This window comes from Rhodococcus sp. 66b (assembly GCF_002076325.1).
In the GTDB taxonomy this organism is placed as follows: Bacteria; Actinomycetota; Actinomycetes; order Mycobacteriales; family Mycobacteriaceae; genus Rhodococcus_F; species Rhodococcus_F erythropolis.
In genome coordinates this window covers 175405-191042 of sequence record NZ_MUZB01000011.1, presented here as the reverse complement: position 1 = coordinate 191042, position 15638 = coordinate 175405, and the positions used below count along the sequence as shown (strand labels likewise).

15 protein-coding genes are annotated in these 15638 nt (G+C 63.3%); 9 read left to right on the top strand and 6 right to left on the bottom strand.

Annotated features, from left to right (window positions below; genetic code table 11):
• Nucleotides 1-83 precede the first annotated feature (83 nt).
• Complete coding sequence (locus B0E55_RS21215; protein ID WP_080910446.1) at nt 84-1067, top strand: heme o synthase; 984 nt, start codon at nt 84-86, stop codon at nt 1065-1067.
• Between the two features lie 56 nt (nt 1068-1123).
• Here B0E55_RS21215 and B0E55_RS21210 read toward each other — a convergent pair whose 3' ends face one another.
• A complete protein-coding gene (locus tag B0E55_RS21210; protein WP_080910406.1) occupies nt 1124-2089 on the bottom strand; it encodes a quinone oxidoreductase family protein in 966 nt (321 codons plus the stop codon).
• A gap of 83 nt (nt 2090-2172) precedes the next feature.
• Here B0E55_RS21210 and B0E55_RS21205 point away from each other — a divergent pair, with 83 nt between their 5' ends.
• A complete protein-coding gene (locus tag B0E55_RS21205; protein ID WP_019748406.1) occupies nt 2173-2535 on the top strand; it encodes a hypothetical protein in 363 nt (120 codons plus the stop codon).
• 63 nt (nt 2536-2598) lie between these two features.
• Here the strand turns inward: B0E55_RS21205 and B0E55_RS21200 are convergent, their stop codons facing one another.
• The 5 genes from B0E55_RS21200 to mptB all read right to left on the bottom strand — a co-directional run bounded on the left by B0E55_RS21200 (nt 2599) and on the right by mptB (nt 8695).
• Nucleotides 2599-3573 carry a COX15/CtaA family protein gene (locus B0E55_RS21200; RefSeq protein WP_175413843.1) on the bottom strand — a complete coding sequence of 325 codons (975 nt, stop codon included), beginning with the start codon at nt 3571-3573 and terminating at the stop codon, nt 2599-2601.
• 136 nt (nt 3574-3709) lie between these two features.
• A complete protein-coding gene (locus tag B0E55_RS21195) occupies nt 3710-5104 on the bottom strand; it encodes a hypothetical protein (protein WP_223257842.1) in 1395 nt (464 codons plus the stop codon).
• Nucleotides 5105-5151: 47 nt separating this feature from the next.
• Nucleotides 5152-5988: an ABC transporter permease gene (locus B0E55_RS21190; protein WP_370627686.1), complete on the bottom strand. Its 837-nt coding sequence runs from the start codon at nt 5986-5988 to the stop codon at nt 5152-5154.
• Between the two features lie 14 nt (nt 5989-6002).
• On the bottom strand, nt 6003-6944 hold the full coding sequence (locus B0E55_RS21185; RefSeq protein ID WP_007727917.1) for an ABC transporter ATP-binding protein: 942 nt from the start codon (nt 6942-6944) through the stop codon (nt 6003-6005).
• Nucleotides 6941-8695, bottom strand: a complete 1755-nt coding sequence (mptB, locus tag B0E55_RS21180; RefSeq protein WP_080910404.1) for a polyprenol phosphomannose-dependent alpha 1,6 mannosyltransferase MptB — start codon at nt 8693-8695, stop codon at nt 6941-6943. The genes B0E55_RS21185 and mptB overlap by 4 nt, the downstream gene beginning before the upstream one ends.
• A gap of 130 nt (nt 8696-8825) precedes the next feature.
• On the opposite strand from mptB, the gene B0E55_RS21175 reads away from it, so the two are divergent.
• The 7 genes from B0E55_RS21175 (at nt 8826) to B0E55_RS21145 (ending at nt 15473) form a co-directional block, all read left to right on the top strand.
• A complete protein-coding gene (locus B0E55_RS21175; RefSeq protein WP_269455348.1) occupies nt 8826-9572 on the top strand; it encodes a helix-turn-helix transcriptional regulator in 747 nt (248 codons plus the stop codon).
• 155 nt (nt 9573-9727) lie between these two features.
• Nucleotides 9728-11188 (top strand): Fe-S cluster assembly protein SufB, encoded by a 1461-nt coding sequence (gene sufB / locus B0E55_RS21170; protein ID WP_003944799.1) that lies wholly within the window; start codon nt 9728-9730, stop codon nt 11186-11188.
• The gene (sufD, locus tag B0E55_RS21165; RefSeq protein WP_019748412.1) at nt 11188-12408 is read left to right on the top strand and encodes a Fe-S cluster assembly protein SufD; all 1221 of its coding nucleotides are present in this window, start codon (nt 11188-11190) and stop codon (nt 12406-12408) included. The genes sufB and sufD overlap by 1 nt, the downstream gene beginning before the upstream one ends.
• Before the next feature lie 61 nt (nt 12409-12469).
• A complete protein-coding gene (sufC, locus tag B0E55_RS21160) occupies nt 12470-13276 on the top strand; it encodes a Fe-S cluster assembly ATPase SufC (protein WP_003944795.1) in 807 nt (268 codons plus the stop codon).
• A gap of 5 nt (nt 13277-13281) precedes the next feature.
• A complete protein-coding gene (locus tag B0E55_RS21155; RefSeq protein WP_003944865.1) occupies nt 13282-14547 on the top strand; it encodes a cysteine desulfurase in 1266 nt (421 codons plus the stop codon).
• Between the two features lie 3 nt (nt 14548-14550).
• Entirely contained in the window at nt 14551-15054 is a 504-nt protein-coding gene (sufU, locus tag B0E55_RS21150; RefSeq protein ID WP_003944894.1) for a Fe-S cluster assembly sulfur transfer protein SufU, read from the top strand.
• Nucleotides 15051-15473, top strand: coding sequence for a metal-sulfur cluster assembly factor (locus B0E55_RS21145; protein WP_003944963.1), 423 nt, complete (start codon nt 15051-15053; stop codon nt 15471-15473). The genes sufU and B0E55_RS21145 overlap by 4 nt, the downstream gene beginning before the upstream one ends.
• Nucleotides 15474-15638 lie beyond the last annotated feature (165 nt).

Genomic DNA, 15638 nt, shown 5'->3' with positions numbered 1-15638 from the left:
TCTACCATCGTTCGTAGTAGAGGACAGTGTCAGCAGTGTGTCGTGAACAGTTAGTGCGGTAACGCGTGGTGCAAGGAGAGAACGTGCGGACAGGGCAACAGCCGAGCGGACATGGCTTCGGCAGCCCAGGTGCCGCCCCGCGGGCGACCAATACCGATACGGTGTGGGGTCGCGCAACGGGCAAGGTTCTGGCTTATATCGCGCTCACGAAGCCGCGAGTTATCGAATTGCTGTTGGTGGCAACCATTCCGGCAATGCTGCTGGCAGATCGCGGAACGGTCGACATCGTTCTGATCCTCAGCACCCTCTTCGGTGGCTGGATGGGCGCGGCGAGTGCGAACTCGCTCAACTGCGTCGTCGACGCCGACATCGACAAGGTCATGAAGCGCACCGCGAAGCGTCCGTTGGCCCGCGAGGCGGTGCCGACCCGTAACGCACTCGTCTTCGGGCTTCTTCTCGGACTCGCGTCGTTCCTGTGGCTGTGGTGGCGAGCCAACCTCCTGGCCGGCATCCTCGTCGTGATCACGATCGCGTTCTACGTCCTCATCTACACGATGGTTCTCAAGCGTCGCACCTGGCAGAACGTCATCTGGGGTGGCGCAGCCGGATGTATGCCCGTCCTCGTAGGCTGGGCCGCTGTCACCGGGTCGCTGAGCTGGCAGCCCGTCGTGCTGTTCCTGATCATCTTCTTCTGGACGCCGCCGCACACCTGGGCGCTCGCGATGCGATACAAAGAGGACTACAAGGCGGCAGGCGTTCCCATGCTTCCGGTGATCGCCACCGAGGAGCACGTGACCAAGCAGATCCTGTTCTACAGCTGGGCGATGGTCGTCACGACGCTTGTCCTCGTCCCCGCGTCGGGCGTCATCTACGCCGCCATCGCCATCGTCGCCGGTGCGTGGTTCCTGCTCATGGCTCATCAGCTGTACCGCAGCGTTCGCGGCGGTGCTCAGGTCAAGCCGCTGCGCCTGTTCCTGCAGTCGAACAACTATCTTGCGATCGTTTTCGTCGGCCTCGCTGTCGACTCGGTTCTCGGACTCCAGACGATCAGCGACATGCTCAGCTGATTCTGCTGTGCGCCTTTATTAACCGCGGGCGGTTAATAAAGGCGCACAGCACTTCGCTAGGGGATCAGAACGATCGACCCGGTCGTTGCTCTACCTTCCAGATCCCGATGGGCTGTTGCCGCGTCGGCGAGGGGATACTCGGCGCCGACGCGAATATCGAGCTTCCCGGCCGCAATGGCGTCGAAGACATCGCCGGCACGCCAGGTCAGTTCCTCACGAGTGCGAATGTGATGCGCGAGCGTCGGACGCGTCAGGAACAACGAACCCGATGAATTGAGCCGCTGCGGATCGACGGGCGGAACCGGGCCACTGGCCGCACCGAACAACGCGACAGTGCCGCGAATACGGACGGAAGCCAGGCTCGAATCAAAAGTTGTCGCGCCGACGCCGTCGTATGCCGCCGCTACTCCTTCGCCGCCGGTCAACTCCCGGACTCGCGCTGCTATGTCCTCGTCGTACCGCAGGATCTCCGAGGCACCGGCGCCGCGCGAGAGTTCTTCCTTCGCATCCGACGACACAGTCGTGATGACCTTCGCCCCGAGGCTGACGGCCATCTGCGTCAGGATCAACCCGACGCCGCCCGCGCCTGCGTGCACGAGCACGGTGTCGCCGCTCTGGATCGGATACGTCGACTTCGCGAGGTAGTGCGCCGTCATCCCCTGCAGGAGCGCCGACGCTGCGGCCGATGCCGGGACACCGTCAGGCACTTTCACGGCGACTGCGGCGGGAACAGCCACCTTCTCGGCGTAGCTGCCCGTGGCGGCCGCCCACGCGACACGGTCACCAACGGCGAATTCGGTGACGTCGGAACCGACAGCTTCGACGACGCCGCTGCCCTCGTCGCCGGGAACATAGGGGAGCGGGCATTTGTACTGGCCCATTCGGAAATACGTGTCGATGAAATTGATGCCGATCGCTTCGGTCCTGACGAGTAGATCGCCTGGGCCGGGTGTCGGTTCGGGTTGTTCGGTCAGAGTCAGAACCTCTGGTCCGCCGGTCTCGGTCACGTAGATGGCTCGCATGGTTTCTGTTCTACACCCGGGACGGCCGACGCTCAGTCCATGCCTGGTGTCGCTTCCGGGCTACCGACCAGTATTGTCGAGTGATGAGCACCGATACCGAGAAGTCGGACGCCACCCCGTCCGCGCCGGAACTGCCGAAGTCCACGGTGAACGCCATCACCAAGTTCGTCGCCGAGCACGGCGGCTCCGCCAGCGCCGTCATTCAGCCGGTCGGCCTGGCCGGCGTTCGCATCACTCTCGTGGGTGCCGACGGCATCCTCGGTGATCAGGTCGTCGAGGACCTCGCCACGGCCAATGCCGTCGTTGCGTCCTTCGACACCGTCACCGTTGCCGAGTGGGAGCGTGAGCTGACGAGCATCGTCACCCCCCAGGAAGGCCACTTCAAGAAGATGGCCGGTTGGGTCGCCAACCAGACTCGGTTCCCGAAAGCACGCAACGAAGCCTGAAATGACGTGTGGGGCGTAGGAACACTTCTTGGTGTTCCTACGCCCCACACGTGTCTTGAAGCGTCAGAGGGCCGGTATCGGCGAATCGGTCGGCGTGTACTGGCGGGTCTTACCCGCAGCCCAAACTGCTGCGGTCGCAGCCGTGCACAGTCCCGCACCGGCGACGTGCATGATCACCAGAACTTCCGGCACATCGGTGAAGTACTGCACGACCCCGATGAGCGCTTGGGCGAGGATCAGTCCGAGCAGGACCTTCAGACGGATCTTCACGGCCGCAGATGTCCCGACCGCATATAGACCGAATGTCAGACCCACGACCAGCGCGAGATATCCGACCAGCAGCTGTGAGTGCAGATGAACAAGCGTCACGATCTCGACCTCCAGGCGCGGAACCGTGCGCTCCAGGCCCTTGTCGCCCGCGTGGGGACCTGCACCCGTCACGAGAGTTCCGGCGACCAATACGCCGGCGAGCGCGACACCTGACAGCGCGGTAAGCCAGCGCAGCGGCTTCGGCATCACGACCAGAGTTGTTGCCTCGTCGGGTTCCGCGATCTTCGCGTACATCACCGTGGCAACCCAGACCATCAGCATCGACGCAACCAAGTGAATGGCGACCGTCCACCACAGGAGACCTGTGAGGACGGTGATACCGCCGATCACTGCCTGAACGACAGTGCCGAGCGGCATCATCCAGGCGTAGACAAGCACCTCTTTGCGGCGGCGAGCGCGAGTCACCGCGAGCACGATTGCGGCAGCGACGATGACGACCAGGAACGTGAGTAGGCGGTTGCCGAACTCGACGGCTTGGTGAATCACCGCGACCTGTCCGTGGCCGACCGGGACGAAGCTACCGGGGAAGCACTGCGGCCACGTCGGGCAACCGAGTCCCGAGTCCGTCACGCGAACCACCGCGCCGGTGACAGCGATGCCGCCCTGCGTCAGGATCACGATGAACGCGATGATTTTCTGCGTTTTCAGCGAGGGGAGAGGTAGTCGATCCACCAAGCGTAAAAATCCGGCATACACACGATTCACCACGCCAACGATCGTAGTTCCCCATCAACTACACAGTGTCGTTGGGGCCAGCTCGCTCCGCGCCTGCCCCGCGTCGTTGGGGGCAGGCGTTGAAGCAGGCGCGAAGCGAGCTGCCCCGCGTCGTCGGGACCAGCTCGCGTCAGTTCGCGCGAACGCGCACGATTCCCGAGATCGTTCCCTGGAAGTACTCGCCCGACTCGGTGATGAGTGCCGACATCTGCAGGGTGTCGTTGAGGATCGTCGACGGCAGGGGAGTCGAACCGATCTGTGACCCGTCCTTCGAGTCGATCACCGCGAACGAGTACCCGTCGAGCGGAGAGGTGCTCGGATTACCGTCCCGCGTGACGGTGTAGATCGAGCCGTCCGCCGTCGAGAGGTGCGGTACCGCGGAGCTACGAATCGTGTTGTCCCACACGACATGGCAGCCGACCGGATCGATGTCGACCCGGGTCATTCCGCCGTTGAAGGGTGCCGTGGCGGGGACCGCTGGACCGGCACCTTCAGGAGTCGTGGGGTACGGGTATCCGTAAGTACCGGCCACGTAGACCGAATGACCGATGCCGACGGGGGAGTTCTCGCTGCCACTCGGTGAGCCGTCCTTGCTGGCCGCGGACAACACCGGCTGCGTGCACACCTCGGCGCCCGTGTCAGCGCGATAGACGTGCAAGCTCACTGTCGGGTGGGCGTTGTCGACGATGGTCAAGAAATCGCTGCCCGTCGACGGGCCGAAGTATGTCGGAGTCGATCCGGTTCCCCAGCTGAGCTGACCCGGATTGCGGGCCGGCCCTCGGTCGTACGGCTGACGCCAGTCGATGACGACTTCGTCGCCACTTCGCTTCAGTTGGTAGAGCGCGTGGGTCGTTGCGACGGCAGTGCCCGTCGGGGAGGTGGAGATGCTGTTCTGCACCTGCTCACCCTCGGGGAGCGCAATGCTGTGCGCGATTCGATCCGTGCCGACGTACCCGACGGTGCCGTGCCCGGTGGCGAACCAGACATTGCCGTCCCAATCCGGGGCGAGGCCGGTGACGTTGTCGTCGGCGGCAACCGCACCACTGAGATCGATGACATCCGCGAGTTCCAGCCGCCAACTGCCGTCCGGATTCTGCGCATGGGAAATGCGGACCAGTTGACGGTTTCCGTCGACGGCTACGAGACGGTTCTCGTTGTCGAGGTAGGCGTAGACGCCGCCGAGGAGGCTGCCCTTCGCGAGCGGCAGTTGCGCGACCGACCGGCCCAACGGCGTGGCGTCGGCCTTCGGATCGATCAAATGGATGGTCGGGATCTGGCCGATCATCGTCGTGCAGAGCGAGACGATCATGCCGTCGGAACCCTGGAGGACCGTCGGGCAGGCGGCCATCATCGGGAAAGCTGTCACCTCGTGTGGGCCGGTTCCTGGACCAGGCAGCGGCGTGACGTCGGACGAGCCCGCGTCACCGTGCATGGTGGAAGTACCGACGGGACCGAGGTGCGGATTTGCAGGTGCGAGTGGACCGGACACCGAAGGGGTCGCCGTTGCGGGTCCGGCACACAACATCACTGTTGCGGCCACACAGCCGACGATCTGAGCTGTCCGTCGTGTACTCACGTGAACTTGAACCACCTTGCTGCGCAGACTCCGGCCACTGCGGCCCAGATGAGAAGTACGAGAATCGAGAACCAGTCCATCGAGGTGTCGAGGGCCGCTTCGAGTGCGTGTGCCAGAGCGCCGGACGGAACAATGCGCACCAGCGTGTGAACAGCGGTCGGGAGTTCACCGCTGGCGAAGACCACACTGCCGATGCCCACCATGATGAACCACAGGATGTTGGCGAGCGCGAGAACGATTTCTGCTCGCAATGTACCGCCGAGCAGGAGGCCAAGCGCTGCAAATGTGACAGTACCGATGGCAATGACCACTGCGCCGAGTACAAGTTCGACGAACGACGGACGCCACCCCAACGCCAAACCGATAGCGCCGAGCAACAGCGACTGCAGCGCCACGACGATGATGACGGCAGCGCTCTTGCCTGCGATGATTCCCCACCGCGGTAGAGGCGTTGCACCGAGTCGTTTGAGCGCGCCGTATCGGCGATCGAATCCGACGGCGATGGCCTGTCCGGTGAACGCCGTCGACATCACGGCAACCATCATGACACCAGGGAGCACGGTATCCACCCGAGAATCGCCCAAATCGCCGATCGGAAGCAGACACAGTCCGATGAGCAGGGTGATCGGGATGAACATGGTGAGCAGCAATTGCTCACCGTTGCGGAGCAGAAGAGTCAGCTCCAGTTTGGTCTGCGCCGCCAGCATCTTGGCCGCCGAATTGGGGCGGGGATCCGGCGAGAAGGTGCCTGGCTCGAAGCGGTTCTCGGCGAGCCGTCGGTCTCTGGCAACGCTGATGGGACTGTTCTGGCCGTTCGACGCTGTTTCGTTCATGACCTTGATCTCCGTCATCCCCTCAGTTCCCGGCCCGTCAATTCGAGGAAGACGTCTTCCAGACTCCGTTGATCGACGCGAATGTCGTTGATCAGCACGTCCTGATCGGCACACCACGTCGCAACTGTTGCCACGGTTGCCGGATCGATTGCACCTTCGACGACGTAGGTGCCTGGGTTGGATTCCTCGATGCGGAACCCGGCGAGTGAACCGGCCAGCGAATCGAGGCTCAAACCGGGGACCGTCGTCAGACGGAGTTGTCCTTCGGCGCCCTTGCTGGTGACCTCGGCCGGCGTTCCCGACGCGACGATCTTGCCGTGGTCGATGATGACCAGTTCGTCGGCGAGTGCTTCGGCCTCGTCCATGAGGTGTGTGGTGAGCAGGACGCTCACGCCGTCGCGTCGCAGAGCGTCGATGAGTTCCCACACCAGCAGGCGCGCCTGAGCGTCGAGCCCAGCGGTGGGTTCGTCCAGAAATACCAATTCGGGGCGGCCGACCAGCGCGCACGCCAGGGACAGTCGTTGCTGCTGGCCTCCGGAGAGACGGCGGTACGGGGTCTTGCGCGCATCGGTGAGGCCGAGTTTGGAAAGGAGCCAGGCGGGATCGAGCGGGTCGGCCGAGTATGCGGCCACGAGGTCGAGCATTTCTCCGGCCTTGGACCCGGGGTACGCGCCGCCGCCCTGCAGCATGACGCCGATTCGTGAGCGGACTTCACCGGAGTCGGCGATGGGATCGAGACCGAGCACTCGAACCGTGCCGGCATCGGGGGTGACAAACCCTTCGCACATCTCGACGGTGGTTGTCTTACCGGCTCCGTTGGGGCCGAGCAGGGCAACGACCTGGGCCGTCTCGACAGTGAGATCGATACCGTCGACGGCTCGAACACCGTCGAAGGACTTGACGACACCCTGGATCTGTACCGCCGGCGTCGACGATCTGGAGGCTCTCGAGGTCACGGGGAATCAGCGTAAGCCCCCGCCGAGTTGTCTTCGTCTACCGGTCCGCCTTTCGTGATCTCCGCTACTGGCTTGTCGCTACGCCAGGGGAGTGAATTGCGGGTGAAGACGATGAGCGTTCCGGCGGTGAGGATGGTCGCGATGACGGCCTGCACGATCATGAACGGAAGGTATTCGGCGCCGTTGGACATCAACATGACGCTGACGATCGAGGTGAAGACGACGGCAGGGATGCGGAAAATCGGTGCGGTGGCCCACGCCGCCAACGGAAGGATCGCCCACAGCAGGTACCACGGCTGAACGACGGGGAACAGGAGAACGATCGCTCCGAGTGCGATGCCGAGTCCACCGACCGGGTGTATGCGGCCCATGTACACCGAGATCATCATCCGTGCGGTGACGAGCATGGCGACGAGAGTTGCGATGGGCCGCGTGATCGTGAGGATCGCCGTCGTGTGATCGCCGAGTCCGAGTAGTACACCGGCCAATCCCGTGCCGACGCCCAGGAGCGTCGGGATGGACATCCAACTCCGGACTGCGGTGGCGGTGTCGAGGGTGTTGATCCAACCCATACCGAGCCCACTGGCCACGCTGATGACAAACGTGACGACAGCGGCAACGACGCCCAGGAGAATCGCGGCTCCCGCCAGGGCTTTCCAGGTTCCACCCCAACGCCGAGCCAAGGCCATGCCGACAAATCCCAGCGCAAGCAAGGACGGAATTTTGACCGTCGACGACAACGCGATCAATCCAGATCCCGCAATGAGATAGAACAGCGCTCGCCCACGGATCGGCCCGGACCCTTCGACTGCGCGGAGGGCGATCTCGATTCCGGCGAGCATCAACCCGAGCATGAGCGCTTCGTTGTGGATGCCGGCCACCAAGTGGAAGAGCAACAGCGGGTTCGCGGCACCGAGCCAGAGCGAACTGACGGCAGAGACACCGCATCGCTTGGCCAGTCGAGGTATCGCCCACACGATGAGCGCGACGCCGGCCAATGCGAGCAAGCGGTGCAAGAAGATTCCGGCCACGATGTTGTCGCCGGTCAGTGAGCTGATCCCGCGTCCCAGCCACAGGAAGAACGGACCGTACGGAGCCGGGGTGTCGCGCCAGATCGTCGGAACCGTGCGGGTGAGAACGTGGTCGACGCCCAGTGCCGCCTTGGGGCCGATGGCGTACGGATCGAGTCCACGGGCCGCGATTTCGCTTTGTGCCAGATACGAGTAGACGTCGCGGCTGAACATCGGCGGTGCGACCGAGAGCGGCAGGATCCACAGCAGGAGTGTGCGGTCCAACTGGGAACGGGTCATGCGCCGCGGTGCGCCGGAACGGCTGCGTATGTCCCCGACTGCAAATCGGCCCATCATCAGCCAGGCGAGAACGACGAGCACGGTTCCGGTCATCGTCATGGTGAGTGAGACCGTCGGCATACGTCCGGGAAGGCTGAGGACTCGAAGTCCTGCGGTCGGATTCTGCAGGACGGGTTGTGCGCCGGCGCCGAGCGCTCCGACTGCCATCAAGACCGCGCCGGTCGCGCCGAATCGGCGGATCCCTCGCAGTTGTGCGGTTTCCTTCGCGTTCAGGCCCGGGCGCTCGTCCTCGTCGCCGTGCAGCACCGCGGCCATACTCTGCCGGGGAGCGGATCCGAAAGGTCGAACGCCGATTGTGGAAAGCGCGAGTGCCTTGGGTTTTTCCAGCAGGATCGCGCGCGCCGATCGCGCGGTCGTCGTCTTCTCGGGGGTCTGCGGCACACCAGGCAGCGTAGCGGCTCCATCCAGCCGGACAGACAAGCACAAACAACGTACGTTGTCCGGATATTCCCGAATGTAATGCAGGTTGCCCTTAGTAGACCTGCGAAAAGAATTCCGTCACACTTGTGTTGTGAAAAGAAATGCGTCAGACCCACGAAGCAAGGAAGTTGCAGGTCAGCCCACTGTAGCGGCCTCGCCGAGTGCTGCCGCAAATCCGGTTACGGTGAGCGTCGAAGGTCAGACGCGGGCGGCAGTGGTCAAGCTGCTACTCGAAGAAGGCCCCATTACCGCCTCCGAAATCGGCACACGCCTCGGTTTGAGTGCCGCAGGTGTCCGACGTCACTTGGATGCGTTGATCGAGTCGGGCGAAGCCCGTACAGCTTCGGCGTCGTCGCTGCGTCAGCGCGGACGAGGTCGTCCCGCCAAGCAGTTCCAGATCACCGCGACCGGTCGCGGCCGCCTCGGCCACACCTACGACGATCTGGCGGGAGCCGCGATGCGGCAACTCCGTGAAATCGGCGGAGACGCGGCAATCGAGGAGTTCGCCAAGCGTCGGGTCCAGGCGATCGTCGGAGACGTCGAACCGGCTGATCCGACAGATGTCGACAACGTCGAGGCGACAGCGGACGCAATCGCCGAAGCCTTCAACGCGGTGGGGTTCGCAGCGTCGACCCGGCCGGTCGGCAACGGCGTGCAGATCTGCCAACACCATTGCCCGGTTTCCCATGTGGCAGAAGAGTTTCCGGAACTGTGCGAGGCAGAGCAGCAAGCATTCCGGCAATTGCTCGGGACTCATGTCCAGCGTCTGGCGACCATCGCCAACGGTGACTGCGCCTGCACGACGCACGTGCCCCTCGTGTCCACCGGGAGTAGATGACCGGACCACAGTGTTCTACCGAGCGTTGCCACCGTGCAGCGTTCGAATAGAGATTTTTCAGCTAGTTCTTCAAAGTCAGAACTGCTCGACCACAGCGACCAGCCCTCGCTGAACCCGAGCAGCCGTCAAGAAACAAGACTCCGGAAGGAGCTCGCATGACCGTCACATCAGACCAGGCGACTACCACTGCGGCAGCAGGCACCGAGCCGCTCACGCAGGAAGAGACCATCGCGTCCCTCGGTCATTACGGCTACGGCTGGTCCGATTCCGACGAAGCCGGAGCCAGCGCGCAGCGCGGGTTGTCCGAGGCTGTCGTGCGGGACATCTCCGCCAAGAAGAGCGAGCCCGAGTGGATGCTCGACATCCGTCTCAAGGCGCTGCGCACCTTCGACAAGAAGCCGATGCCGAACTGGGGCAGCGACCTCGAAGGTATTCACTTCGACAACATCAAGTACTTCGTCCGGTCCAGCGAGAAGCAGGCCGAGTCGTGGGAAGATCTGCCCGAGGACATCAAGAACACGTACGACAAGCTCGGCATCCCCGAGGCGGAGAAGCAGCGCCTCGTTGCCGGCGTCGCAGCTCAGTACGAGTCCGAGGTCGTCTACCACTCGATCCGTGAGGACCTCGAGGAGCAGGGCGTCATCTTCCTCGACACGGACACCGGTCTCAAGCAGCACCCGGAGCTGTTCAAGGAGTACTTCGGATCGGTCATCCCGGCCGGCGACAACAAGTTCTCCGCGCTGAACACCGCCGTGTGGTCCGGTGGCTCGTTCATCTACGTTCCGCCGGGAGTCCACGTGGACATCCCGTTGCAGGCGTACTTCCGCATCAACACCGAGAACATGGGTCAGTTCGAGCGCACCCTGATCATCGTCGACGAAGATGCCTCCGTGCACTACGTCGAGGGTTGCACCGCGCCGATCTACAAGTCCGATTCACTGCACTCGGCCGTCGTCGAGATCATCGTGAAGAAGGGCGGCCACTGCCGCTACACGACCATCCAGAACTGGTCCAACAACGTCTACAACCTGGTGACCAAGCGCACGAAGGTCGAGGCAGGCGGATCCATGGAGTGGGTCGACGGCAACATCGGCTCCAAGGTCACCATGAAGTACCCGGCCGTGTGGCTGATGGGCGAGTACGCCCGCGGTGAGGTTCTCTCCGTTGCGTTCTCCGGCGAGGGCCAGCACCAGGACACCGGCGCCAAGATGCTCCACCTCGCGCCGCACACGTCCTCGACCATCATCAGCAAGTCTGTCGCCCGTGGTGGTGGACGTGCGTCGTACCGCGGTCTGGTGCAGGTCAACAAGGGTGCCCACGGCTCCAAGTCGACCGTCAAGTGTGACGCTCTGCTGGTCGACCAGATCAGCCGAAGCGACACCTACCCGTACGTCGACATCCGCGAGGACGACGTCACCATGGGTCACGAGGCCACCGTCTCCAAGGTCAGTGACGATCAGCTCTTCTACCTGATGAGCCGCGGACTGACCGAGGACGAGGCGATGGCCACCATCGTGCGTGGATTCGTCGAGCCCATCGCGAAGGAACTCCCGATGGAGTACGCGCTCGAGCTCAACCGCCTTATCGAACTTCAGATGGAAGGGGCTGTGGGTTAGTGACCACGCCAGAGACCGGAGTCATCGGAGCTGTTGCCGGGGAGAACCCGACCGCTCCTGTAAAGGGTGCAGCCACAGGCTCACCTATCACGAACAAGGGCGAGCAGTTCTCCTCGTTCGACGTCAATGCATTCGAGGTTCCCGGCGGACGTGACGAGATCTGGCGGTTCACCCCGCTGCGTCGTCTCCGGGGACTGCATGACGGCAGCGCCGTCGCCAACGGACAGGTCACCGTCGAGGTCGACGGGGGAAGCGACATCACCGTCGAGACCGTCGGCCGTGACGACGTGCGTCTGGGCAAAGCCGGCGTTCCCGCTGATCGCATTGCAGCGCAGGCGTATTCGAGCTTCGAGACTGCAACGGTCATCTCGGTGGGCGCCGAGGTCGAGGTCGAGAAGCCCGTCGTGGTCACCATGACCGGCCCCGGAGTCGACAACGTCGCCTACGGACACACCCAGATTCACCTGGCACAGTTCGCCAAGGCGACGTTCGTGATCGACCAGCGCGGCAGCGGAACCTTCGCGGAGAACATCGAATTCGTTCTCGGTGACAGTTCGCAGCTGACCGTGGTGGCCATCCAGGACTGGGCGGACGACGCAGTTCACGTGACGTCACACCACGCTCGCCTGAACCGCGACGCAGTGCTTCGATACACCTCGATCAGCCTGGGCGGCGACCTGGTTCGCCTGTCCGCCACCGTCAAGTACGACGGACCGGGCGGCGACGCCGAACTGCTCGGCCTGTACTTCGCCGACGCCGGCCAGCATCTGGAACAGCGTCTGCTGGTGGATCATTCGCAGCCCAACTGCAAGTCCAACGTGGTCTACAAGGGTGCGCTTCAGGGCGATCCCGGATCCGGCAAGCCCGACGCGCACACCGTGTGGATCGGCGACGTTCTCATCCGCGCCGCAGCGGAGGGCACCGACACGTTCGAGCTCAACCGCAACCTGGTGCTGACCGACGGCGCCCGCGCCGACTCGGTTCCGAACCTCGAAATCGAGACCGGTGAGATCGTCGGTGCCGGCCACGCAAGTGCAACGGGACGTTTCGACGACGAGCAGCTGTTCTACCTGCGTGCTCGTGGTATCCCGGAGGATCAGGCTCGTCGTCTGGTCGTACGTGGGTTCTTCCACGAAATCATCAACAAGATCGCTGTTCCCGAGGTGCGCGATCGCCTCGAAGCCGCAGTCGAAGCCGAACTCGCAGCCGTCGGCTCCTGACCGCCCCGCCTGCGACACCACCCCGTCGCTACGCTCGCCCGCCTCATCTTGAAGGAATTTCATGTCTACCAGTGACAACACCACCACCTCGGTCCTCGAGGTTCGTGACCTGCACGTCGAGGTCGCCAACTCCGATGCCAACGCCGAGCCCATCCAGATCCTCAAGGGCGTCGACCTGACGGTCCGCTCGGGGGAGACCCACGCGATCATGGGCCCCAACGGCTCCGGCAAGTCGACTCTGTCGTACGCCATCGCCGGTCACCCCAAGTACCAGGTCACGTCCGGCTCCATCACCCTCAACGGTGAAGACGTCCTCGCAATGAGCGTCGACGAGCGTGCACGTGCCGGGCTCTTCCTGGCGATGCAGTACCCCGTCGAGGTTCCCGGCGTTTCCATGTCCAACTTCCTGCGCACCGCCGCCACGGCCGTGCGAGGCGAGGCTCCCAAGCTGCGCCACTGGGTCAAGGAAGTCAAGGAAGCCCTCAGCGAGCTCGAGATCGATCCCTCGTTCATCGAGCGCTCGGTCAACGAAGGCTTCTCCGGTGGTGAGAAGAAGCGCCACGAGATCCTGCAGTTGGGCATGCTCAAGCCGAAGATCGCGATCCTCGACGAGACCGACTCCGGCCTCGACGTCGACGCTCTGCGCACCGTCTCCGAAGGCGTCAACCGCTACAAGGAGCGCGAGAACGGCGGTGTTCTGCTGATCACGCACTACACGCGCATTCTGCGCTACATCAACCCCGACTTCGTTCACGTGTTCGTCGGTGGCCGCATCGTCGAGTCCGGTGGACCGGAGCTGGCCGACGAGCTCGAGACCAACGGCTACGTTCGTTTCACCGCGGACACCGCAGCTACCCAGGGAGCGTAATCACGATGACCACCTCGGTGCGCGAGCTCGACGTCACAGCGGTTCGGGCCGACTTCCCGATCCTGGCGCGAACCGTGCGCGACGGAAAACCTTTGGTGTACTTGGATTCCGGCGCTACCTCGCAGCGTCCGGTCCAGGTTCTCGATGCCGAACGGGACTTCCTGACCACGTGTAACGCGGCAGTACACCGGGGTGCTCATCAGCTCGCAGAAGAGGCGACGGACGCGTACGAGAATGCTCGCGCCACCATCGCTTCTTTCGTGGGCGCGGATTCGGACGAGTTGGTGTTCACCAAGAACGCCACCGAGGCTCTCAATCTGGTGACCTACGTTCTCGGTGACGATCGCTTCGACCGCCATGTCGGTCCTGGCGACGAAATCGTCATCACCGAACTCGAACACCACGCCAACCTCGTTCCCTGGCAGGAACTTGCGCGCCGAACCGGTGCGACGCTCAAGTGGTACGGCGTCACCGACGACGGCCGGATCGATCTCGATTCGCTGGAGCTGACGGACGCGGTGAAGGTCGTTTCGTTCACCCACCAGTCCAACGTGACCGGCGCGATCGCGCCCGTCGAGGAATTGGTGCGACGAGCACGCGCCGTCGGTGCACTCGTCGTGCTCGACGCGTGCCAGTCGGTGCCTCACATGGCCGTCGACTTCCACGAACTGGGAGTGGACTACGCGGCGTTCTCGGGCCACAAGATGCTCGGCCCTTCGGGGGTCGGAGTTCTCTACGGCCGTCGTGAACTGCTGGCAGCGATGCCTCCGTTCATCACCGGCGGATCGATGATCGAGACGGTCACCATGGAGGTCAGCACCTACGCGCCGCCGCCTCAGCGTTTCGAAGCCGGCGTACCGATGACCTCACAGGTGGTCGGACTGGGCGCTGCCGTGGATTACCTGAACACCTTCGGGATGGACGCCGTCGCCGCGCACGAGCACGTGTTGGTGGAGGCTGCTCTCGAAAAGTTGTCGGCGATCGAAGGTCTGCGCATCATCGGACCGCAGACGTCCGAGAACCGCGGCGGAGCGATTTCCTTTGTCGTGGACGGTATTCACGCCCACGACCTCGGACAGATCCTCGACGACGAGGGCGTCGCGATCCGCGTCGGACACCATTGCGCGTGGCCGCTGCATCGTAAGTTCGGTGTCGCTGCGACGGCCCGTGCGTCGTTTGCGCTCTACAACACCACCGCGGAAATCGATGTTCTCGTTGCAGCGATCAAGCGTGCGCAGGAATTTTTCGGTGTCGCAGGGGAGTTGAACTGAATCATGCGCATGGAGCAGATGTATCAGGAAGTGATCCTCGATCACTACAAACATCCGCACGGCCGCGGACTCCGTGAGCCGTTCGGCGCCGAGGTGCACCACGTCAACCCGACGTGTGGCGACGAGGTGACGTTGCGCGTCCAGATATCCGAGGACGGAACGGTCTCCGACGTCTCGTACGACGGGCAGGGTTGTTCGATCAGCCAGGCGTCGACGTCGGTGCTGAACGACCTCGTCATCGGGATGCAGGTCACCGACGCACTGAAGACGGTGACGGCGTTCAACGAGATGGTGAGCAGTCGGGGCACCGTCGAAGGGGACGAGGACGTTCTCGGCGACGGCATCGCGTTCGTCGGTGTCTCGAAGTATCCGGCACGCGTGAAGTGCGCCTTGCTCGGATGGATGGCATTCAAGGATGCTGTAGTCCAGATTGTCGACGGCAGTGCTGTGACGACGGCGGACAGCAGCAGTGAATTGGTCGACACGACTGAAGGACAGGGATCATGACCGAGACACAACCAGTGCAGGACGCCGAGGTCGGCGCTCCGGTGAATCCGAATCCCGATTCCACTGCGGAATTCGGTGGCGCACAGGGCAGTGGCACTGTCCCGTCGCCTGAGCGACTCGACGAACTCGAAGAAGCGATGCGCGACGTCGTCGACCCCGAACTGGGAATCAACGTCGTCGATCTCGGCTTGGTCTACGGACTCTTCGAAGACGACGGTGTCGTCACGATCGACATGACTTTGACGTCGGCGGCGTGCCCGTTGACCGACGTGATCGAGGACCAGGCGCGCGGCGCACTTGTGCGTAGCGATCTGTGTACCGACATGAAGATCAACTGGGTGTGGTTGCCGCCGTGGGGACCGGACAAGATCACCGAAGACGGACGCGAGCAACTGCGCGCACTCGGCTTCACGGTCTGACAAGCAGCCTCGCTGCACGATCAACTGAATACATTTCACCGGAGCGTCGGTGCCCGTTCGTCGGGTACCGGCGCTTCGGTTTGTTATATAGGGCCGTTTTAGCCATGATATTCAGGACAATAGTCCCAAATGGTTGTTTGATGAATATTTGCTGGAAGCTGACTG